The organism is Reyranella sp. (genome assembly GCF_965229815.1).
GTDB lineage: Bacteria > Pseudomonadota > Alphaproteobacteria > Reyranellales > Reyranellaceae > Reyranella.
The window spans coordinates 2,281,137-2,306,263 of the sequence record NZ_CBDDJN010000006.1; the positions used below are offsets into that span (position 1 = coordinate 2,281,137).

The 25,127-nt window shown below is 68.9% G+C and carries 29 protein-coding genes; 14 read left to right on the forward strand and 15 right to left on the reverse strand.

What is annotated here, in order from left to right; translation table 11 throughout:
• Window positions 1-10: 10 nt before the first annotated feature.
• From ACO073_RS22215 to ACO073_RS22230, 4 genes are all read left to right on the forward strand, one after another.
• Window positions 11-787, forward strand: coding sequence for an ABC transporter ATP-binding protein (locus ACO073_RS22215; protein WP_422000376.1), 777 nt, complete (start codon window positions 11-13; stop codon window positions 785-787).
• A gap of 24 nt (window positions 788-811) precedes the next feature.
• A complete protein-coding gene (locus ACO073_RS22220; protein WP_422000378.1) occupies window positions 812-2,656 on the forward strand; it encodes an AMP-dependent synthetase/ligase in 1,845 nt (614 codons plus the stop codon).
• 74 nt (window positions 2,657-2,730) lie between these two features.
• Window positions 2,731-3,933, forward strand: coding sequence for an ABC transporter substrate-binding protein (locus ACO073_RS22225; protein ID WP_422000379.1), 1,203 nt, complete (start codon window positions 2,731-2,733; stop codon window positions 3,931-3,933).
• 192 nt (window positions 3,934-4,125) lie between these two features.
• A complete protein-coding gene (locus tag ACO073_RS22230) occupies window positions 4,126-5,325 on the forward strand; it encodes an ABC transporter substrate-binding protein (RefSeq protein ID WP_422000381.1) in 1,200 nt (399 codons plus the stop codon).
• A gap of 69 nt (window positions 5,326-5,394) precedes the next feature.
• On the opposite strand, the gene ACO073_RS22235 is transcribed toward ACO073_RS22230, so the two are convergent.
• Complete coding sequence (locus ACO073_RS22235; RefSeq protein ID WP_422000383.1) at window positions 5,395-5,760, reverse strand: hypothetical protein; 366 nt, start codon at window positions 5,758-5,760, stop codon at window positions 5,395-5,397.
• Between the two features lie 59 nt (window positions 5,761-5,819).
• On the opposite strand from ACO073_RS22235, the gene ACO073_RS22240 reads away from it, so the two are divergent.
• The 4 genes from ACO073_RS22240 (at window position 5,820) to ACO073_RS22255 (ending at window position 8,615) form a co-directional block, all read left to right on the forward strand.
• A complete protein-coding gene (locus ACO073_RS22240; RefSeq protein WP_422000384.1) occupies window positions 5,820-6,608 on the forward strand; it encodes an SDR family oxidoreductase in 789 nt (262 codons plus the stop codon).
• The gene (locus ACO073_RS22245; RefSeq protein ID WP_422000386.1) at window positions 6,595-7,353 is read left to right on the forward strand and encodes a glucose 1-dehydrogenase; all 759 of its coding nucleotides are present in this window, start codon (window positions 6,595-6,597) and stop codon (window positions 7,351-7,353) included. The genes ACO073_RS22240 and ACO073_RS22245 overlap by 14 nt, the downstream gene beginning before the upstream one ends.
• Window positions 7,354-7,369: 16 nt before the next feature.
• A complete protein-coding gene (locus tag ACO073_RS22250) occupies window positions 7,370-8,044 on the forward strand; it encodes a class I SAM-dependent methyltransferase (protein WP_422000387.1) in 675 nt (224 codons plus the stop codon).
• A 70-nt stretch (window positions 8,045-8,114) separates the two neighbouring features.
• The gene (locus ACO073_RS22255) at window positions 8,115-8,615 is read left to right on the forward strand and encodes a pyridoxamine 5'-phosphate oxidase family protein (protein WP_422000388.1); all 501 of its coding nucleotides are present in this window, start codon (window positions 8,115-8,117) and stop codon (window positions 8,613-8,615) included.
• A gap of 5 nt (window positions 8,616-8,620) precedes the next feature.
• Here the strand turns inward: ACO073_RS22255 and ACO073_RS22260 are convergent, their stop codons facing one another.
• Window positions 8,621-8,833, reverse strand: coding sequence for a bacteriocin (locus tag ACO073_RS22260; protein WP_422000389.1), 213 nt, complete (start codon window positions 8,831-8,833; stop codon window positions 8,621-8,623).
• Between the two features lie 80 nt (window positions 8,834-8,913).
• Here ACO073_RS22260 and ACO073_RS22265 point away from each other — a divergent pair, with 80 nt between their 5' ends.
• Window positions 8,914-9,210 carry a hypothetical protein gene (locus tag ACO073_RS22265; protein WP_422000390.1) on the forward strand — a complete coding sequence of 99 codons (297 nt, stop codon included), beginning with the start codon at window positions 8,914-8,916 and terminating at the stop codon, window positions 9,208-9,210.
• 59 nt (window positions 9,211-9,269) lie between these two features.
• On the opposite strand, the gene ACO073_RS22270 is transcribed toward ACO073_RS22265, so the two are convergent.
• Both ACO073_RS22270 and ACO073_RS22275 read right to left on the reverse strand, forming a co-directional pair.
• A complete protein-coding gene (locus ACO073_RS22270; RefSeq protein WP_422000392.1) occupies window positions 9,270-9,395 on the reverse strand; it encodes a hypothetical protein in 126 nt (41 codons plus the stop codon).
• A 61-nt stretch (window positions 9,396-9,456) separates the two neighbouring features.
• On the reverse strand, window positions 9,457-10,044 hold the full coding sequence (locus tag ACO073_RS22275; protein WP_422000393.1) for an NAD(P)H-dependent oxidoreductase: 588 nt from the start codon (window positions 10,042-10,044) through the stop codon (window positions 9,457-9,459).
• 62 nt (window positions 10,045-10,106) lie between these two features.
• On the opposite strand from ACO073_RS22275, the gene ACO073_RS22280 reads away from it, so the two are divergent.
• A complete protein-coding gene (locus tag ACO073_RS22280; protein ID WP_422000395.1) occupies window positions 10,107-10,805 on the forward strand; it encodes a potassium channel family protein in 699 nt (232 codons plus the stop codon).
• A 2-nt stretch (window positions 10,806-10,807) separates the two neighbouring features.
• On the opposite strand, the gene ACO073_RS22285 is transcribed toward ACO073_RS22280, so the two are convergent.
• Window positions 10,808-11,413 carry a glutathione S-transferase family protein gene (locus ACO073_RS22285; protein WP_422000397.1) on the reverse strand — a complete coding sequence of 202 codons (606 nt, stop codon included), beginning with the start codon at window positions 11,411-11,413 and terminating at the stop codon, window positions 10,808-10,810.
• A 139-nt stretch (window positions 11,414-11,552) separates the two neighbouring features.
• On the opposite strand from ACO073_RS22285, the gene ACO073_RS22290 reads away from it, so the two are divergent.
• The 3 genes from ACO073_RS22290 (at window position 11,553) to ACO073_RS22300 (ending at window position 13,639) form a co-directional block, all read left to right on the forward strand.
• Window positions 11,553-11,798 (forward strand): DUF2282 domain-containing protein, encoded by a 246-nt coding sequence (locus ACO073_RS22290; protein ID WP_422000398.1) that lies wholly within the window; start codon window positions 11,553-11,555, stop codon window positions 11,796-11,798.
• A 103-nt stretch (window positions 11,799-11,901) separates the two neighbouring features.
• Entirely contained in the window at window positions 11,902-12,375 is a 474-nt protein-coding gene (locus ACO073_RS22295) for a DoxX family protein (RefSeq protein ID WP_422000400.1), read from the forward strand.
• 13 nt (window positions 12,376-12,388) lie between these two features.
• Window positions 12,389-13,639 (forward strand): NAD(P)/FAD-dependent oxidoreductase, encoded by a 1,251-nt coding sequence (locus ACO073_RS22300; RefSeq protein ID WP_422000402.1) that lies wholly within the window; start codon window positions 12,389-12,391, stop codon window positions 13,637-13,639.
• 5 nt (window positions 13,640-13,644) lie between these two features.
• On the opposite strand, the gene ACO073_RS22305 is transcribed toward ACO073_RS22300, so the two are convergent.
• Window positions 13,645-14,526: an alpha/beta fold hydrolase gene (locus tag ACO073_RS22305; RefSeq protein WP_422000404.1), complete on the reverse strand. Its 882-nt coding sequence runs from the start codon at window positions 14,524-14,526 to the stop codon at window positions 13,645-13,647.
• Between the two features lie 69 nt (window positions 14,527-14,595).
• On the opposite strand from ACO073_RS22305, the gene ACO073_RS22310 reads away from it, so the two are divergent.
• Window positions 14,596-15,339 carry a 2OG-Fe dioxygenase family protein gene (locus tag ACO073_RS22310; RefSeq protein ID WP_422000405.1) on the forward strand — a complete coding sequence of 248 codons (744 nt, stop codon included), beginning with the start codon at window positions 14,596-14,598 and terminating at the stop codon, window positions 15,337-15,339.
• 140 nt (window positions 15,340-15,479) lie between these two features.
• Here ACO073_RS22310 and ACO073_RS22315 read toward each other — a convergent pair whose 3' ends face one another.
• The 9 genes from ACO073_RS22315 to ACO073_RS22355 form a co-directional block, all read right to left on the reverse strand.
• A complete protein-coding gene (locus ACO073_RS22315; protein ID WP_422000406.1) occupies window positions 15,480-16,250 on the reverse strand; it encodes an SDR family NAD(P)-dependent oxidoreductase in 771 nt (256 codons plus the stop codon).
• Window positions 16,251-16,421: 171 nt separating this feature from the next.
• Window positions 16,422-16,976: a helix-turn-helix domain-containing protein gene (locus tag ACO073_RS22320; RefSeq protein WP_422000408.1), complete on the reverse strand. Its 555-nt coding sequence runs from the start codon at window positions 16,974-16,976 to the stop codon at window positions 16,422-16,424.
• A gap of 87 nt (window positions 16,977-17,063) precedes the next feature.
• On the reverse strand, window positions 17,064-17,411 hold the full coding sequence (locus tag ACO073_RS22325; protein WP_422000410.1) for a hypothetical protein: 348 nt from the start codon (window positions 17,409-17,411) through the stop codon (window positions 17,064-17,066).
• Between the two features lie 117 nt (window positions 17,412-17,528).
• Window positions 17,529-18,779 carry an Hsp70 family protein gene (locus ACO073_RS22330; RefSeq protein ID WP_422000412.1) on the reverse strand — a complete coding sequence of 417 codons (1,251 nt, stop codon included), beginning with the start codon at window positions 18,777-18,779 and terminating at the stop codon, window positions 17,529-17,531.
• Window positions 18,780-18,916: 137 nt separating this feature from the next.
• On the reverse strand, window positions 18,917-19,258 hold the full coding sequence (locus ACO073_RS22335) for a hypothetical protein (RefSeq protein WP_422000413.1): 342 nt from the start codon (window positions 19,256-19,258) through the stop codon (window positions 18,917-18,919).
• Window positions 19,259-19,267: 9 nt separating this feature from the next.
• A complete protein-coding gene (locus ACO073_RS22340) occupies window positions 19,268-19,639 on the reverse strand; it encodes a hypothetical protein (protein WP_422000415.1) in 372 nt (123 codons plus the stop codon).
• Window positions 19,636-22,827, reverse strand: coding sequence for an efflux RND transporter permease subunit (locus ACO073_RS22345; RefSeq protein ID WP_422000416.1), 3,192 nt, complete (start codon window positions 22,825-22,827; stop codon window positions 19,636-19,638). The genes ACO073_RS22340 and ACO073_RS22345 overlap by 4 nt, the downstream gene beginning before the upstream one ends.
• Before the next feature lie 10 nt (window positions 22,828-22,837).
• Window positions 22,838-23,824 (reverse strand): divalent metal ion exporter adaptor subunit IhpB, encoded by a 987-nt coding sequence (gene ihpB / locus ACO073_RS22350; protein WP_422000418.1) that lies wholly within the window; start codon window positions 23,822-23,824, stop codon window positions 22,838-22,840.
• Complete coding sequence (locus ACO073_RS22355) at window positions 23,821-25,095, reverse strand: TolC family protein (protein WP_422000420.1); 1,275 nt, start codon at window positions 25,093-25,095, stop codon at window positions 23,821-23,823. The genes ihpB and ACO073_RS22355 overlap by 4 nt, the downstream gene beginning before the upstream one ends.
• Between the last annotated feature and the right edge of the window lie 32 nt (window positions 25,096-25,127).

Genomic DNA, 25,127 nt, shown 5'->3' on the forward strand with positions numbered 1-25,127 from the left:
CGGAGCAAGCATGAGCGACGATCCGATCCTCAAGGTCTCCAACATCGAGAGCTTCTACGGCCCGATCATGGCGATCCGCGGCGTCAGCCTCGCCGTGCCGCGCGGCAAGATCATCACGGTGCTGGGCGCCAACGGCGCCGGCAAGACGACCATCCTCAAGACCATCTCCGGGGTGCTCGACCCGCAGAAGGGCACGATCGACTTCGAGGGACGGCCGATCCAGCGCATGGATGCCGACAAGATCGTACGGCTCGGCCTCAGCCACGTGCCGGAGGGCCGCGAGGTCTTCCCGTTCCTGAGCGTGCGCGAGAACCTGGCGATGGGCGCCTTCCTGCGCCGCGACCGCGACGGCGTGGCCGAGGATCTCGAGCGCGTGTTCGGCTACTTCCCGCGCCTGCGCGAACGCATCGAGCAGCCGGCCGGCTCGCTGTCGGGCGGCGAGCAGCAGATGCTCGCGATCAGCCGCGCGCTGATGAACCGGCCCAAGCTGCTGCTGCTCGACGAGCCGTCGCTCGGCCTGTCGCCGCTGCTGGTCAAGGAGATCTTCGGCATCATCAAGCGAGTCAATGCCGAGCAGGGCGTGTCGATCCTGCTGGTCGAGCAGAACGCCAAGATGGCGCTCGAGACCGCCCATTACGGCTACGTGCTCGAGGTCGGGCGCGTGGTGATGGACGACACCTGCGAGCGGCTGATGGCGAGCAAGGACATCCAGGAATTCTATCTCGGCGCCAAGGAAGAAAGCGCCCGCGGCGAACGCCGCTGGAAGCGCAAGAAGACCTGGCGATGAGGCGCTGAGCGGGAGGCGAGCGGCATGGCAACAAGAGCGACGCTGACGGTGGCCGAGACCCTGCCCGGGAGCTTCGTGCTGTCCTGCCGGACGCGCGGCGACAAGCCGGCGATGCGCGAGAAGCTCCACGGCATCTGGAACGCCATCTCGTGGAGCCAGTGGCTGGAGCGCTCGCGTGCCATCGCCTACGCGCTGCACGAGATGGGCTTCCGCCCGGGCGACGTCGGCTCGGTCCTGGCCAACACCGTGCCGGAATGGAACTACGCCGACTTCGGCATCCTGTGCGCCGGCGGCGTGTCGTCGGGCATCTATCCCACCGATTCGGCCAAGCAGGTCGAGTACCTGCTGAACGATTCGCGCACCGTCGTTCTGTTCGTCGAGGACGACGAGCAGCTCGACAAGGCGCTCGAGGTGCGCGAGCGCTGCCCGACGCTGCGCAAGATCGTGATCTTCGACATGGAAGGCCTGACCAACTTCAGCGATCCGATGGTCGTGTCGCTCGACGAGTTCATGGCCAACGGCCGCAACCACGCCCAGGGCCGCGAGGCGCTGTTCGACGAGATGGTCGCCGCCCGCGGACCCGACGATCTCGCCATCCTGGTCTACACGTCGGGAACGACGGGACCGCCCAAGGGCGCCATGCACAGCCACCGCAACGTGGTCGCCCAGATGCGGAACTGCATGCATCCCGGCCTGTCTCTGTCGTGGGAGGAGGGCGACGAACGGCTGGCCTTCCTGCCCCTCTGCCACGTCGCCGAGCGCGTCGCCGGCAGCTACTACTCGGTGGCCACCGGCGTCTGCAGCAACTTCGCCGAGAGCCCGGAGACCGTCCCCGACAATATCCGCGAGGTCCAGCCGACGCTGTTCGGCGCGGTGCCGCGCGTCTGGGAGAAATTCTACTCGGGCATCACCATCGCGCTGAAGGACGCCACGCCGCTGCAGCAATGGGCCTACCGCAAGGCCATCGCGGCGGGCTACGCGATCGCCGACGCGCGGCTGGAGCGGCGGCCGCCGACGGCGCTGCAGAGGCTCTGGTTCCAGCTCGCCTACTGGCTGGTGCTGAAGAACGTGCGCAAGATGATCGGCCTCGACCGCTGCCGCTGGCTGTTCACCGGCGCCGCGCCGATCGCCCCCGAGCTGATCCGCTGGTACCTCGCGCTCGGCCTCGACATGTTCGAGGTCTACGGCCAGACCGAGAATTGCGGCCTGGCGACCGCCATGCCGGGCGACGCCATCAAGCTCGGCACGGTCGGCAAGGCCGTGCCCTACGGCGAGGTGATGATCTCGCCGCTGGGCGAGATCCTGATCAGGGGCGAGTTCGTGTTCATGGGCTACCTGAACCAGCCGGAGAAGTCGGCCGAGACGGTCGACCGCGAGGGCTGGCTGCACACCGGCGACGTCGGCGCGATCGACAACGAGGGCTATGTCCGCATCACCGACCGGATGAAGGACATCATCATCACGGCAGGCGGCAAGAACATCACGCCCTCGGAGATCGAGAACCAGCTCAAGTTCTCGCCCTATATCAGCGATGCCGTGGTGATCGGCGATCGCCGCCCCTACCTCACCTGCCTGGTCATGATCGAGCGGGAGACGGTCGAGAAGTATGCGCAGGACCACGACGTGCCGTTCACCAACTACGTCAGCCTGTGCCGTGCCAAGGAGGTGCAGGACCTGATCTGGGCGGAGATCGAGCGCGTCAACACGAACTTCGCCCGGGTCGAGACCATCAAGCGCTTCTACCTGATCGAGCAGCAGCTCACGCCCGAGGACGAGGAGCTGACGCCGACCATGAAGCTGAAGCGCAGCTTCGTGAACAGGAAATACAAGGACGAGATCGACGCCATGTACCGCGCGCAGGCGGCCTAGGTTCCCCTCCGCCGCGACGGTCGCGGCGGAGCGAGGCGAAGAAGAGTGGTGCGTAGTGGAGGAAAGGTAGAGTGATGAAGTGGTTCAGTTTGGGCGCCGCCCTGTCGGCCGGCGCCTTTGCCCTCGCCGGCGCGCCGGCCTGGGCGCAGCAGGTCAAGGTCACCAACCAGGGCATCAGTGACGGAGAGATCGTCCTGGGGACCCACCAGGACCTCAGCGGTCCCATCAAGTCGTGGGGCGTGCCGGTGACCAACGGCATGAAGCTGGCCGTCGAGGAGATCAACGCCCAAGGCGGCATCAACGGACGCAAGCTCAAGCTGATCGTCGAGGATTCGGGCTACGATCCCAAGCGCGCGGTGCTGGCGACCCAGAAGCTGGTGGAGAAGGACAAGATCTTCGCCATGCTGGCGCCGATGGGCTCGCCGACCGTTCTGGCGGCGCAGGACATCCTGCTCGAGGCGGGCATCCCGCAGCTCTTCCCGGTGACGTCGGCCGAGTTCACCTACAAGATGGATCCGGGCAAGCCGCAGGAGCGGCTGAAGTTCAACAACGTCCCGCCCTACACCGACAGCGTGCGCGCCGGTGCCCGCCACCTGATGCAGGAGAAGGGCATCAAGAAGCCCTGCGCCATGTACCAGGACGACGAGTTCGGCAAGAACGTGCTCGACGGCTTCACCCAGGCCGTGGCCGACGTGAAGCTGAAGCCGGCCGTCGTCACGAGCTACAAGCGCGGCGCCTCCGACTTCAGCTCGCAGGTCGCCAAGATGAAGTCGGAAGGCTGCGACTTCGTCGTGCTGGGCACCATCGTCCGCGAGACGGTCGGCGCCATGAGCGACGCCCGCAAGATCGGCTTCTCGCCGCTGTGGTTCGGCAGCACAGCGGCCAATGTCGTGGAAGTGCCGGCGCTCGGAAAGGACGCGGTCGAGGGCTTCTTCGCCGTAGGCGGCATGGAAATCCCCTACCGCGACACCGCCAAGGGCAAGGCCAAGGAATGGGCCGAGCTCTATCACAAGACCTACGGCATGGAGCCCAACACCCAGGCGGCGCTCGGCTACAACGAGGTCATGACCTTCGCCCACTATGTCCGGCTGGCGGGCAAGGATCTCACGGGCCAGAAATTCCTCGCCGCCATGGAATCCGGTGACGTGTTCCAGGACATCTTCAACTCGCCGCCGGTGAAGTTCTCTCCGACCAACCACCTCTCGGCCACCGTCTTCCTTCTCCAGCAGGTCAAGGACGGGCGCTGGGTGGTCCTGAAGCGCGACCTCACGAACTGACGCCGGAACGGCGGCGCGACCTCGGGGCCCGGGCGGGCGACTGCCCGGGCCTTTTTGCTGGCCGAAACGGGCAGTTTCGCGGTGTACATCAAGCGCGGACCTGCTTTAATTCGCGCCAAGTCGCTCAAGCGACCGCCGACGGGGAAGCGCCACCCGTCCGTACAAGAATGGCGCTGCAGTGGAGGAAAGTTCATGACGAAGAAGTTGTTCGTCGCGACGGCTGTCGCGGCGGTGACGGGCTTGGCTGTCGTGCCCGCCATGGCGCAGACCAAGGTCACCAATCAGGGAATCACCGACAAGGAAATCGTCATCGGCACCCATCAGGACCTGTCGGGTCCGATCAAGACATGGGGCGTTCCGGTGCTCAACGGCATGAAGCTCGCCGTCGAGGAGATCAACAAGGCGGGTGGCATCAACGGCCGCAAGCTGCGCCTCGTCGCCGAGGACAGCGGCTACGATCCCAAGAAGGCCGTGCTGGCCAGCCAGAAGCTGGTCGAGAGGGACAAGATCTTCGCGATGGTCGGCCCGATGGGTTCGCCCACCGTGATCGCCTCGCAGGACATCCTGTTCGACGCCGGCGTGCTGCAGCTCTTCCCGCTCACCGCGGCGGAGTTCACCTACAAGTTCGACCCGGCCAAGCCGCAGCAGCGGCTGAAGTTCAGCAACCTGCTGCCCTATGTCGAGAGCACCCGCGCGGCGCTCAAGTACATGATCGCGCTGAAGCACCCGCAGAAGCCCTGCCTGATGTACCAGGACGACGAGTACGGCAAGAACGTGCTGGACGGTTTCACCCAGCAGCTCGAGGCCGAGAAGATCAAGCCGGCGGCAATCACGACCTACAAGCGCGGCGCGTCCGACTTCAGCGCCCAGATCGCCAAGATGAAGGCCGACGGCTGCGATCTCGTCGTGCTCGGCACCATCCTGCGAGAGACGATCGGCGCCATGAGCGAGGCCAAGAAGCTCGGCTGGAACGTGACGTTCCTCGGCGCCACCCCGACGAACATCCCCGACACGATCTCGCTGGGCAAGGACGTGGTCGAGGGCCTCTATGCCGCCGGCGCCTTCGAGACTCCCTACGCCGACACCGCCAAGGGTCGGGTCAAGGAATGGGTCGAGGCCTACAAGAAGGAGTTCGGCACCGACGCCAACACCCAGTCGGTCATCGGCTACAACGCCGTCATGACCTTCGCCTACTTCGCCAAGCTGGCCGGCAAGGACCTGACCGGCCAGAAGATGCTGGACGCGCTGGAATCGGGCAAGGAGTACCTCGACATCTTCAGCTCGCCGCCCAGCAAGTTCTCCAAGACCAACCACCTGGCCAACACCATCACCCAGGTCCAGCAGGTCAAGAACGGCCGCTGGGTCGTGATCAAGGAAGGCCTGTCCTTCTGACCGCGCCGCGGTAACGTCCTTCGCGACCCGGGTGGGCGACCACCCGGGTCTTTTTCTTTTCGCAGGACGTCAGGCCGTCGGGGGCGGCGGCACCGTGACCCGCTCGTCGCGCAGCTTCTTCTCGAGCACCGGGATGCCGGCGGCATAGTTGCCGTCCTGGCAGTTGGCGATCGCGACGCGGGCGTCGAGGTCGGCCGCCGCGCCGCCGCGAAAGTCGCCGCCCAGAGATCCGCCGACCGAGCCGACATACTCGGCATAGGTCTGGCCGAGCTTGGTGCAGTACGCGCCCGCCTGCGCGGCCGTCATGCCGGCGGGGACGACCGGCGCCTGCGAGCCCGTGCCGGCCATGCCGCCGCCCTGCCCCGTCGTCGTCTGGCAGGCGCCGAGCGCTCCCGCGATCAGCGCCGTCACGACCCACGCCCCAAGCTTCGCCATGCGATCCTCCATCACCCCGAGGCTACTGCACCCGCGCGCCAACGGCTATGGTCGGCGCCATGAGCGGGGAACTTTCCGGGCGGGTGGCCATCGTCACCGGCGGCGCATCGGGCATCGGCGCGGCGTCGGCGGCCCTGCTGTCCGGCGCCGGCGCAATCGTGATCGTGGCGGATCTCGAGGAGCCGACCGACGGCGCCTGGCGCTTCGTGCAGCACGACGTCACGTCGGAGGAATCGTGGAAGGCGCTGCTTTCGGACGTCCTGGCCCGCGAGGGCCGGCTCGACGTCCTGGTGAACAATGCCGGCATCTCGGGCGGTCCCGGCAGCATCGAAAGCACCGACACCGAGCTCTGGCAGAAGGTCCAGGCCGTCAATTCCGAGGGAGTGTTCCTGGGCTGCCGGACCGCGATCCAGGGCATGAAGCAGGCCGGCCCGGCCAAGCCGCAGCCCGGCGGATCGATCGTCAACATCTCCTCGGTCGCGGGCCTGCAGGCCGGCGCCGGCGGCCTGGCCTACACGGCCTCCAAAGGCGCGGTGCGGCTGCTGACCAAGAGCGTGGCCCTGTACTGCGCCGAGAAGAAATACGGCATCCGCTGCAACTCCGTGCATCCCGGCGGCGTCGACACGCCGATCTTCGACGGGCTCTATCAGCTCGTCGGCCGGGAGTCAGGGAAGGCCCTCCTCGACGCCCGCCATCCGATCGGCCGCATGGCCGAGCCGTCCGAACTGGCCGAGGTCGTGCTCTGGCTCGCCTCCGACCGCTCGAGTTTCGTCACCGGCGCGGAGATCACGGCCGACGGCGGCCTGACCACCGGCCTGATGCGGAGGCAGCCCTTTGTCGCGTCTTGACGGAAAGGTCGTGCTGCTGAGCGGCGGCGCCTCGGGGATCGGGGCGGAGACGGCACGGCTCGTCGTCCGCGAGGGCGGCCGGGCCGTGATCGCCGACCGCGACGAGGAACGCGGCCGCGCCCTCGCCGGCGAGCTGGGCGGATCGGGCCATTTCGAGACACTCGACGTCACGAACGAGGCGGCGTGGCAGCGGGCCGTCGCCGGCGCGGTCGACCGGTTCGGCCGCCTCGACGGGCTGGTCAATGCCGCCGGCGTCGGCGTGCGCAACTCGATCGAGGACTGCTCGCTGGCCGACTATCGCCGCGTCAACGACGTCAACGCGCTCGGCACCTTCCTCGGCTGCAAGGCGGCGGTCGCGGCGATGAAGGGCTCGGGCGGCGGCTCGATCGTCAACATCTCCTCGGTGCTCGGCCTGCGCGGCGCCTCCTATGCGATGGCCTACTGCGCCAGCAAGGGCGCGGTGCGGCTGCTCACCAAGAGCGTGGCGCTGCACTGCGCCCAGATGCGCTACGGGATCCGCTGCAACTCCGTCCATCCGGGCTACATCGACACGCCGATGATCGCGCCGGCGCTCGCGGCCAGCATGGGCAACATGGACGGCCGCCAGTGGCTCGAGGAGCTGCATCCGCTCGGCCGGCTGGGCCGGCCCGAGGAAGTGGCGGCGATGATCCTCTTCCTCCTGTCCGACGAATCGACCTTCTCGACCGGGTCGGAGTTCGTCTGCGACGGCGGCCTGACGGCCTGAGAGCCCCAGGGACTTCATGGACGATCGTTGGCCTTCCTATCCCGCCCTCGCGACCGAGAACATCCGCGGCGCGCAGCTCTACGCCAACCGCGGCGAGCAGATTGCCGGCCTCGGCCTCGCGCCCGGCGGCAAGGTGGCCGAGATCGGCGTCTGGCGGGGCGACTTCTCCAAGACGCTTCTCGAGACGCTCCAGCCGAGCCGCTTCTTCGCCTTCGACATCTTCACGGGCCATCTCGAGACCGACTGGAACGGCATGACCGGCGCGGAGCTGTTCGACGGCCTGACCCACCGCCAGTTCTACGAGCGCGAGATCGCGCCCTGGCGCGACCGCACGACGGTGGTCGAAGGGTCGAGCCTGGACACGCTGAAGGCCCATGGCGACCACTCGTTCGACCTGGTCTACATCGACGGCAATCATCACTACGATTTCGTCAAGGCCGATGCGGAGCTGGCCACGAAGATGGTGAAGGCCGACGGCGTCCTCGTCTTCAACGACTACATGCTGATCGACCACAACCATGCCAACTACGGCATCGTGCCCGTCGTGAACGACATGGCGGTCAATCAGGGATGGCACGTCGTGGGATTCGCCCTCCACCACGGGCTCTATTGCGACATCGCCCTCCAGCGGCGCGAGGTCGCGACGCGGCCGCGTTCCCTGCTTCGGAAGCTGCGCGCGGCCTTCAGCTGATCCAGGGACGGAAGGAACTCGGACCCCCGTGCGGTCGTTCCCTCCCGGTCACTGACAGGAGGGGGATGCCGTGCTCAAGGACACCGTCGACACCCGCAAGCTCTGGGAGCTGATCAAGGACATCCGGTTCGCCATGGTCACGTGCCAGGGTGCCGAGGGCCAATTGCGGTCCCAGCCGATGACGACCCTGAACGGCCACCGCGACCGCGGCGGCGTCCTGTGGTTCTTCATGTCGCGCGACAGTCATCCCGTGGCCGCCATCGAGGAGCATCCCGAGGTCGCGGTGACCTATGCCGACCCGGGCAGCGATTCCTATGTCTCGATCTCCGGCGCGGCCCGCGTCGTCGAGGATATCGAGCGCAAGCGCGCGATGTGGACGGCCTCCGCGGAGGCCTGGTTCCCGGGCGGGCCGGCCGATCCGGAACTCGCGCTCGTCGCCGTGCTGATCGCCGAGGCGGAGTACTGGGATGTCCAGTCCAACCGGGTCGTGAAGCTGTTCGAGATCGCCCGGGCCGCGGTCGCCGGCACATCGCCCCGGCAGGCGGGCGAGCAGCGGCGGGTCCGCATGTAGGTCCTCTAGTAGCGGCGCGGCGTCGTCGCGGCGCCCAGCCCGGCGCCGACGGCGCCGCCGACCAGCGCACCCGGCAGGAGGCCGATCGGAGTGAGCGCACCAATGAGCGCGCCCGAGCCCGCACCGATGCCTCCGCCCGTGACGGCACGCTCGCCCCAGGTTTCGCCGCAGGCGGTGCAGCCGAGCAGGAGGGCGGTCAGGACAAGGTACTTCGACATCTTAGGAAACCCCGTTTAGGTCTTGGCACAGAAGCATTACGTATCGACGGGGCCGTCGGCGTGTGGCCAAACTGTGTTCCATGAATACCGATGTCGAAATCTGGCTGTTGTTCGCCCCGTTCTGGATCCTCGGGACCGCCGCGCTGATCGGCGGCGTCTGGCACATGTTCCACGCCTGGCACGTGACTCGAACCGCCCAGGCTGCGGGCCATGTCCGCAAGACGGCGGCCGGCGATCGCCTCGCCTGGCACGAGCTTCCCGACCGGGGGCGGCATCACCTGCGCCGCGGCCTGATCGCCATGGCGGCGTTCCTCGTGCTGGCGCTGATCGGCATGGGGGTGGGTATCGCCATCGGCGTGCTCGCGAGCCACGGCTAGCGGAAGGGCTCGGATGGACGCCTCGAGTCCGACGGCCGGCCGGGCAGGCCCGCCGGGGCTCAGTTGGCGACGAGCGCCGTCACCTCGTAGCCGGAGGCGTCGGGCTGGGCGACCAGCAGCTCGGACGCGCAGCCGCCCAGCGTGACGGTGACCAGCCCGATCATGATCAAGACGATGCGCGACATGCGAACTCTCCTGGCCTGCTCGGCGGACCAACGCCGGAAGCGGCCTCCCGGTTGCCGTTCGTCAGATCGTGGCCACCCGCTGCCGGACCCTCTCCAGGAACCGTTCGCGGGAACGGGGCGTCGACGAATCCATGCTGTAGTGGGCAAGCCAGAAGCTCCTGACGTCCCGGGCGAGGAGCGGCTTGACGCCGCGTCTCACCATCTTGCGGCCGGGGTCGCCGGCGAAGACCCGCACGATCCACCACGGGGACCCAAAGCTGGTCACCACGCCCAGCAGCTTGATGTTCTGCAGGTTGGGCTGGAGTTTCCCCTTGTCGTCGTAGACGAAAGCCGTGCCCGGCCCCCAGACGCGGTCCAGCCAGCCTTTCAGCATCGCCGGCATGGAAAACCACCAGTGGGGGTAGCAGAGGATCAGCCCGTCGACGCTCTTCAGCGTCGCGACGTAGGACGCGACGGCGCTGTCGTCGTAGTCGTTGGTCATGTAGGTCGCCCGCTCGCGCTCGGTCATCGCCGGCTGGAAGCCTTCGCGGTAGAGGTCGGTCGCCGCCACGCGATGGCCGTTCTGCTCGAGAGTCGAGACCACGGTCCGGAACAGGGCGTGGTCGAAACTGTCGGTCAGGGGATGGCAGCAGACGACCTGGACGTGCATCGGTCGGACAACGCCCGGCGGTGCGGCCTGTTCCGCCCTCGCGGGTCACAGGGCGAGGCGGCATGCCGCTGACCTCCCGGCCGTTGCTGCGCCGCATCGCCTTCCTGCGGCGCAACCGCTGCAGCGCGCTGCTGGCCGCGCTCTGCGTGTTCATCCTGTTCAATCCGTTCGTCGCGGAATCGACGGTCGGCGCTCTGGTCCTGGCGCTGGGAACGATCGGGATCCTCCTGCTGGCGCTGTGGGCTCTGCGGGCGCCGCGCCGGACCCTCGTGGCCTTGGGGCTGCTGGCGCTGGCCACGCTCTACGGCATCGCCGCCGACCGGTTCGGAGAGCACTGGCTGCGACCGGCGACGCTGTTCGCCACCGCTGTCTTCATGGGCGCCGTCACCGGCTCGCTGCTGCTCTACGTCCTGGACTGGCATCCCATCACCACGGACAAGGTGTTCGGCGCCGTCGCCGCCTATGTGCTGATCGCCTTCACCTTCGCCTGCCTGTTCGGCCTCTTGCAGCAGCTCCAGCCCCATTCCTTCCATGCCGCGCCGATCCACGCCCCCGAGAACAACTTCGACTGGGCGACGATGATGTACTTCTCCTTCACCGTGCTCACCTCGACCGGCTTCGGCGAGATCACGCCGGTCAGCCGCATGGCGCGCAGCCTGATCGTCATCGAGCAGGTGCTGGGCGTGATGTACGTGGCCTTCCTGGTCGCCCGGCTGGCCAATCTCTACGGACGGCGGAGCATCAGCGACCAGGACCGCTGAGCTTAAGGCTCGGTCGCGCGGAAGGGCTCGCGCTCGAGCAGGCTGCGGCAATGGGCATGCAGCCGCGGCATCTCCGCTTCCGTGTCGACCTTGAGGCCGCGCGCCAGGCGCTCCGCCACGAAGGCGGCGACATCGGCATGGGTGAGACGCCCGGCCGACAGGTAGGGCCGCCCGTCGGCGAGCACCGCCTCCGCCGCGGCGAGCGCGGTCCGCATCGACAGCAGGCAGTCGTCGATCCAGGGCTGGTGCACCTTCTCGGGAGGATGGTGATTGCGCTCGTAGGCCGCCTGCAGGCCCTTGTCGCAGGCGCCCATCATCAGGGCGGCGAGCCGCAGCACCGCCCGCCGCTCGGCCCCGGCCGGCGGCACCAGGGCGCGGTCGCGACCATACGCCTCGTCGAGATGGTCGATGATGGCGCCGCTGTCGACCAGCGTCTCGCCGTCGTCCAGCACCAGCGCCGGGATGCGGCCGAGCGGATTGGCGGCGCGGACCTCCGCGCGATTGCCGAAGCCCGACAGATCCCGCTGCTCGAAGGGCATCCCGTAGAGGCCGAGCGTGACGGCGACGCGCCGCGTGTAGGGAGACCGGTTCACGCCGATCAGGATCATTGGTTCCTCCGGGAGTCCGCCGAACCCTTATAGCGCCGGCGCATCGTTCCCATAGGGACACGATATTTCAGGCACCGGCGCCGCCGGAGCATGGTGCGGCCACCCGCAAGGGACCCACCCATCCGAGGAGTTCGCCATCATGAAGACCACGCTCACCATCGCCGCCGCGCTCAGCACCGCCCTGCTGATGGGCGCCGCCACCCAGGCTCAGGCCCAGGGCAGCATCGAGAAGTGCTACGGCGTCGCCAAGGCCGGCAAGAACGACTGCCAGACCGCCCGCTCGTCCTGCGCCGGCACCTCGAAGAAGGACGGCGAGGCCAGCGCCTGGCTCGGCGTGCCCAAGGGCACGTGCGAGAAGATCGTCGGCGGCAAGCTCAACGGCTAGAGCCATCGGACGCCGCCTCCCGGCGCCAGCCGGCGCTTCCCCCGCCCCAACCCAATGCCGGCCGCGCCGGGGGCGGCGTCCGAACCATCCCGGAGATCCTCCCATGAGCACAGCGTCCCTTCCCTCCGACGACGGCCAGGCCGGTCTCGCCGGACGCCTCGACGCCTGGCGCGCCACCGCCCGGCGCTTCCCGATGTCGCTGATCGAGCTCGGCATGCGCCTCGCGGTCGGCGCCACCTTCTTCAAGTCGGGCCTCAACAAGGTCCAGAGCTTCGACACGGCGATCCTGCTGTTCCGCGAGGAATACCGCCTGCCGCTGCTGCCGCCCGAGGTCGCCGCCACACTCGGCACGGCGGTCGAGCTCGGCGCCCCCGTGCTGCTGGTGCTCGGCCTGTTCGCCCGCCTGGGCGCGGCGGCGCTGCTCGCCATGACCCTGGTGATCCAGTTCCTGGTCTATCCCGCCAACTGGCCGGAGCATTTGATGTGGGCCTCGATCCTGGCGTATGTGCTGACCCGCGGCCCGGGCGCGCTGTCGATCGACCGCGTCATCGCCTTCAACCTGTTCGGCCGCGCCTGAGAAAGGAGCCGACATGCCACGCCCGCGCATCGTCATCGTCGGCGCGGGCTTCGGCGGCCTGAGCGCCGCCCACGGCCTCGCCGGCGCGGACGCCGACGTCACCGTCATCGACCGCCGCAACTACCACCTGTTCCAGCCGCTGCTCTACCAGGTCGCGACGGCCGGCCTGTCACCGGCACAGATCGCCTCGCCGATCCGCGGCATCCTGCGCCACGCCACCAACGTGCACGTGATCATGGGCAAGGTGACGGGCGTCGATCCGGTCGCCCGCTGCGTGCAGCTCGAGGACCGCTCCGTCCCCTACGACACGCTGGTGCTCGCGACCGGCGCGCGGCACGCCTATTTCGGCCACGACGACTGGGAGGAGGTCGCCCCCGGCCTGAAGAAGATCGACGACGCCACCGCCATCCGCCGCCGCATCCTGCTCGCCTTCGAGATGGCCGAGCAGAGCGACGATCCCGAGGAGCGGCGCCGGCTGATGACCTTCGTCGTGATCGGCGGCGGCCCGACCGGGGTCGAGATGGCCGGAGCCATCGCCGAGCTCGCCCATGTCGCGCTGCGCCGCGACTTCCGCGTCATCAACCCGCGCGAGGCGCGCATCGTCCTGGTCGAGGCCGGGCCGCGCGTGCTGGCCGCGTTCCCGCCGACGCTGAGCGCGGCGGCGCTGCGGTCGCTGGAGCGTCTGCATGTCGAGGTGCGGCTGGGCCGGCCGGTGTCGCATTGCGACGCGGCCGGCGTGACGATCGGCGAGGAGCATCTGCCGGCCGGCACGATCGTCTGGGCGGCGGGCGTCGCCTCCTCGCCGGCCGCGCAATGGCTCGGCGTCGACAGGGACCGGGTCGGCCGCGTCATGGTGGGCCCCGACCTCGCCGTCCCCGGCCATCCCGAGATCTTCGCGATCGGCGACACCGCCCATGCCGCCGGAAAGGACGGGCAACCGCTGCCGGGCCTCGCGCCGGTCGCCAAGCAGCAGGGCGCCCATGTCGCGCGCGTGCTGCGCGCCCGTCTCGCCGGCCGGCCACCGCCGCCGCCGTTCCGCTATCGCGACTACGGAACGATGGCCACGATCGGACGGCGGTCCGCCGTCGCCGACTTCGGTTGGCTGAAGCTCGACGGCACGCTGGCCTGGCTGATGTGGGGCCTCATCCACGTCTCGTTCCTGATCGGCTTCAGGAACCGCCTGATCGTGATGCTCGACTGGATCTGGTCGTACGTCACCTTCCAGTCCGGGGCGCGGCTGATCACCGGCCCCGGCCAGCACTAGCCGGATCAGCGCATGCCGGTGATCGAGGCGGTCATGGCGCGCGGGTCGCGCCTGGGCCAGCGGCCGGCTTCGACCTGGACGATGAAGTCGCCGACGATCCGGTTGAACAGGTCCGGGTCCTCGAGGTTGATCGTGTGGCCGCAGTTCGGCATCACCGCCAGCGCCGCCGAGGGGATCTCGCGCTTCATCAGCAGCGACGGCGACAGGCAGGGCCAGTCCTCGTCGCCGGTCAGCACCAGGGTCGGGATGGTGAGCGCCCGCATCTGGTCGATCAGGTCGTAGAGCGAGGGACGCTGGCCCTGGACGCCGAGCTGGGTATTGGCCGAGCCCAGCGCCGAATGCTCGCCGAGCTCCTTCTTGAACTGGGCGAAGCCGCGCGGGTCCTTGTTCTCGAACTGCACGCGCGTCGGCCCATAGGCATACTTGCCGGCGAACGCCTCCATGCCCTCTTCCCGCAGCGACTTCGCCACGGCCTCGACCTCGCCGCGGAACTTCGCCTGCTGGTCGCGCTCGGCGCCATAGCCGACGCCGGCCACGACCAGCGACAGCGCCCGCGTCGGATGGCGGAAGCCGAAATGCAGGGTGGCGAAGCCGCCCATCGACAGGCCGACGACATGGGCCTTGTCGATCCCGAGGTGATTCATCACGGCTGCGATGTCGTCGGTGGCGCGGTCCTGGGAGTAGCGCTCCGGCTTCTCCGGCACCTCCGAGGGCGGGTAGCCGCGGGCGCCGTAGGTGATGCAGCGGTAGCGCTGGCCGAAATGGCGCATCTGCAGCTCCCAGGAGCGGTGGTCGGCCGCGAACTCGTGCACGAACACGATCGGCTGGCCGCTGCCGGCCTCCTCGTACCAGAGCTTCACATGGTCGTCGGTGGTCGCGAATGGCATCGTTTTCTCCGGGGCGGCTCTGACATTAGCTCATATGGCGGATTGATGACGCGGTGCTAGGTTCGTGCCATGAGCGAGATCGGGACCGGCCTCCAGAACGCGGCGGGCATCCGCGCCGCGGTCGCCCGCGCGGGCTACGCCTTCGTGGAAGCCTCGGACATGCGCAATGCGCTCGCCCGCTTCGGCAGCCTGGTCGACTGGGCGGCCTTCGCCGAGAGCTGGAACACGCTCGAGGTCGATACCTACATGGCCGATGGCGGCCGCTACCGGCGGCGGCGCTTCGGCGTCTGGACGGCCGGGCGGCAGGGACCGATCGAGCGCGGCCCGCACCAGGCGCACTACCAGACCCTCCACTACAACCACCTGAACGGCGGCATCGAGCGCTGGTTCAAGCCGATCGCCGAGGGGATCGGCGACGGGCCGACCATGCGCACCGTGCTGGAATACTGCCGCGCCCTGTTCGGCCGCCTGGCGCCCGACACCCAGCGCTGGCACGTCGAGGCCCACCAGTTCCGCATCGAGGCGCGATCGGGCGAGGACGGCAAGCCGACGCCCGAGGGCATGCACCGCGACGGCGTCGACTACGTGCTCGTGCTGCTGGTCAACCGGCGCAACATCCGCAGCGGCACGACCAGCGTCCACGACCTCGACAAGCGCATGCTGGGCAGCTTCACGCTGACCGACCCGCTCGACGCGGCGCTGGTCGACGACGCCCGCTGCTATCACGGCGTCACGCCGGTCGAGCCCGAGAACCCGGCCCAGCCGGCCTATCGCGACGTGCTGGTGGTGACGTTCCGGAAGGATCCGCGCTGATCCTCCTCCCCTTGGCGGCTTCGCCAAGGGGAGGTGGCGCGTAGCGCCGGAGGGGTCATGGGTCGCTGGGTCGGCGCGAGTCATGACCCCTCCGGCCGCTTCGCGGCCACCTCCCCGATTTCATCGGGGAGGAGCATCTCTCAGCCGCCGATCGTCACGCCGGCGTCGGCGATGATCGTCTGGCCGGTGATGAAGGCGCCGGCCTTGCCGGCCAGCATGACGGCGATGCCGCCGATGTCGTCGGGCTCGCCGATGCGGCGCAGCGGCGCCGACTCGAGGCGCTTCTCCAGGTACTTCGGATCCTCCCACAGGGCGCGAGCGAAGTCGGTGCGCACCAGGCCCGGCGCGATCGTGTTGACGCGGATATTGTCGGGGCCGAGCTCGGCGGCGAGGTTGCGGGCGAGCTGCATGTCGGCCGCCTTTGAGATGCAGTAGGCGCCGATCACGGTGCTGGCGCGGACGCCGCCGATCGACGACACGATGATCACCGAACCGTCCTTCTTCGCCCGCATGTCGGGGACGCACCGGTTGATCAGCCAGATGTTGCTGAGGATGTTGTTCTGCATGATCTTGGTGAAGGCCTCGTCGGGCATCTTCTCGGTCGACCCGTAGTACGGGTTCGAGGCGGCGTTCAGCACCAGCACGTCGACCGGCCCGAGCTGCTTCTTCGTCTCGGCGATCAGGTTCTCGCACTGCGCCTTGTCGGAGATGTTGCAGGGGATCACGATCGCCTCGCCGCCGGCCTTGCGGATCTCCTCCGCCGCCTCCTCGCAGGCCGGCTTCTTGCGCGACGACACGACCACCCGGGCGCCCTGCAGCGCGAGGTGCATGGCGATCGACTTGCCGATCCCCTTGCTCGAGCCGGTGACGACGGCGACCTTGCCGGTAAGATCGAAGAGCGGCGATGCCATGAAGCGTCCTCCTGATTGGGCGGGCCCTGTGTCGCACGAACCCGCCGGAGGGAAAACCCGGAACGCGTTCGCCTCGCCTGACGATATCGCCGCCTTAGCCCTTGATCCGGCTTGCCGAAGTCGCTGCGGGGAGGCCCGGTGCCTGTCGCCTGAATCGCGACATCGCGACAGTCATGCCTGCTCCTCCTGTGCGCGGGCCCACTCCAGCCTGGCAAGCTGGCGGGCGCGCTCGCTCGAGGCCTCGAGCAGCGCGATGTCGTCGATGGCCTCAGGCCCCGCGGCGGCCGACAGGGCCTGCCGTTCGCGCAGCCGGTCGAAGCGCGCCAGCAGCCGCATCAGCATCGCATCGTTGTGCCGCTCGACCGAGGCGACCAGCTTGCCGCGGTGGAACACCGGCCGGCGGTCGGCGCCGAGCGCCCGACGCATGGCGAGGTCTTCCAGGATCTCGAGCCGTCCGGCCAGCGCCTCGTCGTAGCGGCGTGCGAACAGGGGATTGGTGGCCCGCCACCGCTGGACGGTCCGCGGCGCGATGCCGACCTGCGCGGCGGCCTCGGCGACCGAGCCCGACTGGAGCAGCCGCCGCAGGAAGCGGGTCTGCAGGCGGGCGCGGGTCGGTCGGTGCAGGGGTGCGGGCTCGCCGGCCCTGTCGGGCGGCGGCGCGGTCTGGATCACGGGAAGGGCGTCGCGACGGGCGGCGCGCGCGGCCGGCTTGCGGGAGGCGGTCATGGGGGTCTCACGGGTGTTAAAGCACTATGGTTATTTTATAATAACAATGGTAATTTGTACAGGAGCACGCGATGAAGGCCCCCGCCCTCACCGCTCCGGCCGCGGCTCGCGCCGGTGGCGGCCCGACAGGCGATGGGGCGGGGCCTGCACGCCCGACAGTCGGGCCTCGGCGGCGGGATGGCGGACCGGCGCGGCGCAGGGGTCCAGCCGGTAGTCGGCCATGCCGGCCTCCCGGGACGGCTCGACCAGGCAGAGCGCGCCGGCGGTGCCGCAGCGCACGCAGCTGAACGTCCGGCTGCGATAGTCGACGTCGCGCAGCCCGGCGAGGGGCAGCGGCGCGTAGCGCCGGCAGACGTCGCAGCGCAGCCACATCGGCCCGAACGTCCGCTGCAGGGCATGAAACGTGTAGGCGCGATGGGGCCACGGTCCGACCATGCGCGCGACCCTACGGCAGCGCCGCGGCGCGAGCCCGGCGGCGATGGCGCGCAGGCGCCGTCAACGACGGCAGCAGGGCGACGGCATCCTGCCATTGCGGGCAGCGGCGGCGCCGGCTCAGGCCAGGAGCGCCGCCATCCGTGTCAGGCCGGACGCGACCGACAGGAGATCGGAGCCGGAGGAAAGGCGCGCGGCCGGCGCGGCCCGTGCGACCGCCGCGCGGACGGCCGGCACGCGGCTGGAGCCGCCGGTGAGGAAGATCGTGTCGATCGCCGAGGCGTCGACGCCGGCCGCCTCGATGCAGCCGCGCGCCGTCTCGAACAGGCGGTCCATCCGGTCGCGAACCGCCTGCTCGAACGCGGACCGTCTCGCGGTGATGGCAAGGCCCGGCTCGACGAAATCGAGGGCGAGACCGGTGGCATCGGCCGCGCTCAGCGCGATCTTGGCATCCTCGACGGCCAGCGCCACGCGATGGCCGAGGCGGCGGCGGACGATCTCGAGCAGGCGCCGGACCTTGTCCGGTTCACGGGCCTCCGCCACCAGCTCGGCGATCGCCCGCTCGTTGCGATGCGTGTAGGCGAAGTTGATCGTGGCCCAGGTCGCAAGCTCGTGGAACGGCGCCTTCGGCACCGGCAGGTCCTTGTCGACCAGCCGCGTGCCGAGCCCCATGAGCGGCATCACGGCGGCGAGGTTGAGCGCCGTGTCGAAGTCGGTGCCGCCCAGCCGCGTGCCCGCCGTCGCCAGGATGTCGCCCGACCGGTCGGCCCGGCCGCGCCGCTGCGGCCCGATCCGGATCACCGAGAAGTCGCTGGTGCCACCGCCGATGTCGGCGATCAGCACCAGCTCCTCGGCCTGCACCGTCTGCTCGTAGTCGTGCGCCGCCGCGATCGGCTCGTAGGCGAAGACGATCTCGCGGAAGCCGACACGACGGGCGATGCCTTCGAGGACGGCCTGCGCCCGGGCGTCGCCGTCCTCGTCGTCGTCGACGAAGCGCACGGGGCGGCCGTGGACGACGGCGTCGATCTCCCGCCCCGCCTCGGCTTCGGCCTTGTGCTTGAGATGGCGCACGAAGATCTCGACGACCTCGGCCAGCGGCACCTGACGGCCGCCGAGGCTCGTCGTCTCGTCGATCAGGGGCGAGGCCAGGATCGTCTTCAGGGCCCGCATCAGCCGGCCCTCGGTCTGCTCGACATAGGCCGCGATCGCCTCGCTGCCGAACGCCACGCGGCCGCGGGTCTCCTCGTCGAAGAACACGGCGCTCGGCATCAGCGTCCGCTCGCCCTCCAGCGGCGCCAGCGCGACCGATCCGTCGCGGGCGATGCCGATGGCCGAGTTCGACGTCCCGAAGTCCAGTCCGCAGGCGATCATGTCCGTCCCCTTCATCCGCAAAGGGGATCTCATCTATTGCGACGGCCGATGCATTGCCAGTCTGTTTCTTTTTGCCTAGACTGGCGCCGGATCGTGGGATGTCCGCAGCGCGGCATCCCTTTTTCTTTGGCCATCGATCAACCGGGCGGCTGCTCGAACGTGCCAATGAAGGGCTTTCCGCCCAGCATGCCCCGCAGCGTGCCGGGCGCCGATCGGGTGGAAAGCTCGGCGGTGCCGGATCGGCCGTCCTCGCAGGTCAGGAAAGTCGCGCCGGCTCCGTCGTCGTCGAGTTGCCATCGACCGGCGCAGACCGCGCCCCTGTCGCTGCGCAGCTCGAACGGGCCGCCCCCGCGGCCGTCGCCGGGATAGCCGAAGGTACCGGCAAACCGCTCACCGTCCGGCGTCTCGCCCGTCACCGGGACCGTCCCGCAGGCCGCCAGCGACAGAACGGCCACCATCAGGGCCACACTGGCTCTCATGCGGGCGCCTCAGAACTTCGCCTGGCCCGACTTCCCGGCCACACTCTTCAGAACCAGCGAGACATTGGCGCCCGCCGGCACCGCGTTCTTCGCCTCGCCCTTCAGGGAACTGACGCCGGAAACCGCGAGCGGCACCGTCTCGCGGCTTCCGCCCGACACGACCAGCAACGTGCCGCTGAAGCCTTTGGCCGAGACCGGCTTGTTGTCCTCGTCCAGCAGGTTGATCGTGAGGACCTTGCCCGAGACCAGCAGCTCGGCATGCACGCCGGCGACATCCTGCATGGGGCCACCGTTGGGGCCCTTCATGCTGCCGTGGCTGTGCTGCGCGACGGCATGGCCTGCAAACGCCACGACGGCGACGAGGAATGTGACGAACTTCATGACGTCTCTCCTTTGTGAATCGATCGGTCGCGATGAAAGATCGCGTAGAGCGCCGGAAGGACCACCAGCGTCAGGATGGTCGACGAGATGATGCCGCCGATGACCACTGTGGCCAGAGGACGCTGCACTTCCGCGCCGGCCCCCGTGGCGATCGCCATGGGCACGAAGCCAAGCGAAGCGACCAGGGCGGTCATCAGTACCGGCCGCAGACGTTTCATGGCGCCCTCGCGCACGGCGTCCCGCACCGTGTGCCCGCGGGTCCGCAGGCCCTGAATGAAGGTGATGATGACCAGCCCGTTGAGCACGGCCACGCCGGACAATGCGATGAAGCCGATGCCGGCGCTGATTGACAGCGGAATATCCCGGAGCGCGAGGGCCGCGATGCCGCCCGTCAGAGCCAGCGGCACGCCGCTGAACACCAGCAGCGCGTCCCCGACCGAACCGAGGCTCATGCACAGCAGCACGAAGATCAGCAGGAGCGCCACCGGCACGACGATGGCCAGCCGCTGCGACGCGGCGACGAGCTGCTCGAACTGGCCGCCCCAGCCGATCCAGTAGCCGGCCGGGAGCTTGACCTGCCCGGATACCCGGCGCTGCACCTCCGACACGAAGGAGCCGAGGTCGCGGTCACGCACGTTGGCCGAGACGACGACGCGCCGCTTGCCGTTCTCGCGGCTGATCTGGTTGGGGCCGGGCGCCGTCTCGATCGTGGCGACGGCGGACAGCGGCACGTAGGGCGCCGCCGCGCCGAGGCCGGTCTGCACGATCGCACCATGGCCCTTCTGCTTCCCTCCGAGTGGCGGCACCGGCACGGGGATGGGCAGATCGGACAGCGCGTCGACGTCCACCCGCAGGTGCTCGGGCAGGCGGATCACGATGTGGAAGCGCCGGTCGCCCTCGAAGACGAGCCCGGCCTCCCGGCCGCCGACGGCGATCTCGACGACCTCCTGCAGCTCGGACAGGGTGATGCCGTAGCGGGCGAGCGCCGCGCGGTCGGGCTTGACGGTGAGCACAGGCAGGCCGCTCACCTGCTCGGTCTTGACGTCGGCCGCGCCGGGCACGCCCTGGACGACCGACTGCACCTTGCCGGCGATCGACAGCAGCGTGTCGAGATCGTCGCCGAAGATCTTGATGCCGAGGTCGCTTCGGACGCCCGAAATGAGCTCGTTGAAGCGCATCTGGATGGGCTGCGTGAACTCGTAGTTGTTGCCGGGGATCTGCTCCACCCGCTTCTCGATGGCATCGACCAGATCCGCCTTCGAGCGCTCGGGATCGGGCCAATCCGAGCGCGGCTTCAGCAGGATGAAGTTGTCGGCGACGTTGGGCGGCATCGGGTCGGTCGCGACCTCGGCCGTGCCGATCTTGGCCGCGATCTCCTTGACCTCGGGGAACTCGAGAATCGCCTTTTCCAGTGCCTCCTGCATCTGGACCGACTGGGTGAGGCTGGTCCCCGGGATCCGCATCGCATGCATGGCGATGTCGCCCTCGTCGAGCGACGGAATGAATTCCCCACCCATGCGCGAGGCCGCGACGCCGGCGACCGCGACCAGCAGGAAGGCCATGGCCACCACGACGTAGCGAAGGCGGATCGCGCCATCGAGCACAGGCCCGTACAGGCCGAGCGCGCCGCGCATGAAGAAGTTCTCCTTCTCGGAGACCTTGCCCGTCACCAGGAGGGCCACGGCCGCCGGCACCAGCGTCATCGACAGGACCGCGGCCGCGCCCAGAGCCATCAGTACCGTGAGGGCCATCGGCGTGAACATCTTGCCTTCGACCCCGGTCAGGGTGAGCACGGGCAGGTAGACGACGCCGATGATCAGCGTGCCGAACAGGCTGGGCCTGATGACCTCCTGCGCGCCCGCCAGGATCGTGGCGAAACGTTCGTTGCGCGTCAGGAGGCGGCCGCGCCGGTGCTGCTCCTCCGCCAGCAGGCGCAGGCAGTTCTCGACCACGATCACGGCGCCGTCGACGATGATGCCGAAGTCGATGGCGCCGAGGCTCATCAGGTTGGCACTGATGTGGTTCTCGACCATGCCGGTGATGGTGAACAGCATGGAAAGCGGGATCACGCAGGCCGTCACGAAGGCGGCCCGGAAGTTGCCTAGGATCAGGAACAGCACGACGACGACCAGAAGGGCGCCTTCCAGCAGGTTCTTCTCGACGGTCCAGACGGTCGCCTCGACCAGCCTCGTGCGATCGTAGATCGCGCGCGCCTCGACGCCGTCGGGCAGGGAGCGCCCGATCTCGTCCAGCCTGGCGCCGACGCGCTGCGCCGCCGTCCGGCTGTTCTCGCCGATCAGCAGCATGGCCGTGCCGATGACCGTCTCCTTGCCGTCGAGAGTCGCCGCGCCGGTGCGCAGGTCGGTTCCCTCCTTCACTTCGGCGACGTCGCCGATCACGATCGGCACGCCGCCCCTGGCGCCGAGGACGATGTCGCGGATCTCGCCGATCGTGTTCACCTGGCCAGGCGTGCGGACCAGATATTGCTCGCCGTTGCGCTCGATGTAGCCTGCGCCGACATTGGCGTTGTGCGTGGCCAGCGCCGACAGCACGTCGCGGAAGGTCAGGCGGTAGGCCATCAGCCTGGCCGGATCGGGCAGGACGTGGAACTGCTTCTCGTAGCCGCCGATCGTGTTGACCTCGACGATGCCCGGCACGGTCCTCAACTGAGGCTTGATGATCCAGTCCTGGATGGTCCGGAGGTCGGTCGCCGAATAGGGCGTGCCGTCCGGCTTCTGCGCGTCGGGCTTCGCCTCGACCGCGTACATGTAGATCTCGCCGAGACCGGTCGACACCGGCCCCATCGACGTCTCCGTGCCCGGCGGGAGCTGATCCCTGGCCTGCTGGATGCGCTCGTTGACCAGCTGGCGGGCGAAGTAGATGTCCGTGCCGTCCTTGAAGACGACCGTCACCTGGCTCAGCCCGTAGCGAGACAGCGAGCGCGTGTACTCGAGCCTGGGAAGGCCTCCCATCGCGGTCTCGAGCGGGAAGGTGATGCGCTGCTCGACCTCGAGCGGCGAGTAGCCCGGCGCCACGGTATTGACCTGCACCTGGACATTGGTGATGTCCGGCACGGCGTCGATCGGCAGGCGCGTGAAGTTCCACGCGCCCAGCGCTCCTATGGCGATGGCCGCGAGGATGACCAGCCAGCGGTTCTGGATGGAGAACGCAATGATGCGATCGACCATGCTTCCTGCCTCAGTGCTCGTGGGCCGCGGAGGCCTTGCCGATCTCAGCCTTGATCACGAAGCTGTTCTTCGCGGCATAGGTGTCGCCGGGAAGGACCCCGAACATGACCTCGACCCAGTCGGCGTCCCGGCCCCCGAGTTCGACGTCGCGTGCGGCGAAGGTGTCGCCCTCGCGCACGAAGACGACGGTCCGGCCCTCCAGCGTCTGCAGGGCGTTCGACCGCACGGCGACCTCGACGGGTCTGGCCGACAGGACGACGCGACCGTCGACAAAGAGGCCCGGCCGCAGGCGCCCGTCATTGGCCACCACCGCGCGCACGATGGCCGATTGCGTGTCGGCCGCGCCGATCGGCGACACGTAGTCGATCCAGGCCTCGATCGCCGGACCGCCATCCCCGACGTCGATCGTGACGGGGTCGCCGATCCGGACCTTGCCGAAGTCTCGGCGGTAGACGGCGAAGTCGATCCACATGGTCGACAGGTCGGCGATGGTGAAAAGCGGCCGCGCCTCCGACGCAAATTCGCCCAGCGTCCCGTCGCGGTCGATCACGGTACCGTCGATCGGCGCCTTGAGATCGTAGGTCGTGAGACTCTGGTTGCTCTCGACCGTCGCAAGGACCTCGTCCTTTCTCACCCTGTCGCCCAGGCGCTTGCGCATGCTCCGGATGACGCCCGGGAAGCGTGGTGTCACCTTCACCAGGGTCTCCTGGTTGGGCTGGATGATGCCGTTCAGGCGCAACACGTCGCGCAGTTCGCGCGGCCCCGCCTGAAGGAGCTCGATGCCGGCCGCCGTGATCTGGGCGTCGGTGAGCGTCACCCCTTCGTCGTGATGGTCGCCCTCGGCCCCGCCATGGCCGTGCGCTGCCTTGCCGGAAGCGGCCTTCGGTGCAATCGCGGACCCGGGGTCCCAGACATAGAAGGCGGAGGCAGCGAGCGCCGCCACGCACACGGTCCCCAGCGCCAGGTATCCGGCAATACGCAAGACGATCTTCGTCATCGGGTCCTCGCGAGATGAAGGGGGCTGCCCGTCAGGCCTTCGATCGTGGCGACCGCGGTGTGGAAGCTCGCCAGCGTCTCGTGTTCCAGAAGCTCCGCATCGAACACGGTGCGATAGGCATCGAGGATCTCGAGGAGCGTGAACCGGCCCTGCCCATAGCCCTCCTCGACCTTCTGCAGGGCCGACCGTGCCGCAGGCAATATCAGCCTCCGAAGCAGGTCGACCTGCGCAAGTGCGGCGGTCGCCGCGTCATGCGCCTTGGCCACAGTCGCGACCAGGGTCAGCCGGTTCATCGCGCGCTCGGCCTCGGTCCGGCGCGCCAGTTCCTGGGCCTCGCGGATCGCGCCGGTGTTGCGGTCGAGCACATTGATCGGAATGGACACGCCCAGCCGCACGGCGTTCTCGTTCGTCTCGGCGTAGTGGCGCAGGGCCAGGCCGGCCGTGATGTCCGGCAGCGGCTTCAGGCGGGCCGACAGCAGGCTGGCATCGCGTTGCGCCCTTACGGCGGTCCACCGCATGAGCTGCGGGTTGTCGTCGATCGCCCTGATGGCGCTCTCAAGAGGCGCCGGTCGTGCGATGAGCCCGAAGTTCCCGACGACACTACCGAAGTTCGGCGCATCGCTGCCCATGAGCGTTGCCAGCTCGCGGCGCGCGACGGCCAGCGCCAGGCGGGCACGTTCGCGATCGAGACGCGCCATGCCGACGGCGGCCTGCATGCGTGAGACTTCTGCCGGCGACGATGCCCCCGCCTCGACACGCCGCTGCATCAGGGGGACCAGCTTCTCCAGCGCCCCCACCTGGCGGTCGAGGATCTGTATACGACGCTGGCTGGACATCGCCTCGACGAAGGCGATGGCGGTCTCGGACAGGAGTTCGAGCTTGGTTGCCTCGCGCTCCCACCGCGCAGCGTCATAGTCGCCCAGCGCCGCCTGGACGCGCGCGTCGCGCTTTCCGCCCAGCTCGAAGAGCTGGCTGACCTGCAGGGTGAACTCCGCGCCGCCCACCACGCCGTTCTGGCCGGAACCAAAATTGTCGACCTCCACGCCGAGCGTCGGATTGGGCAGTGCACCGGCCTGAACGCGCCGGCCGTCGGCCATGGCGATGGCCCGCTCCGCCGAGGTCAGGCGAGGATTGGAGGCCACCGCGCTCTGAAGCGCGTGCAGCAGCGTAAGCCCGGCTCCACTGCGCGCCGCCGACGGCTGAGCGGCCGCCGGAGGCGCGTGGACGGCCAGAAGCGCCGCGCAGAGCGCGCCAACGACACGGAGAATCATGATCCACCCCGAAAAACCGACCCTTGGGCTGT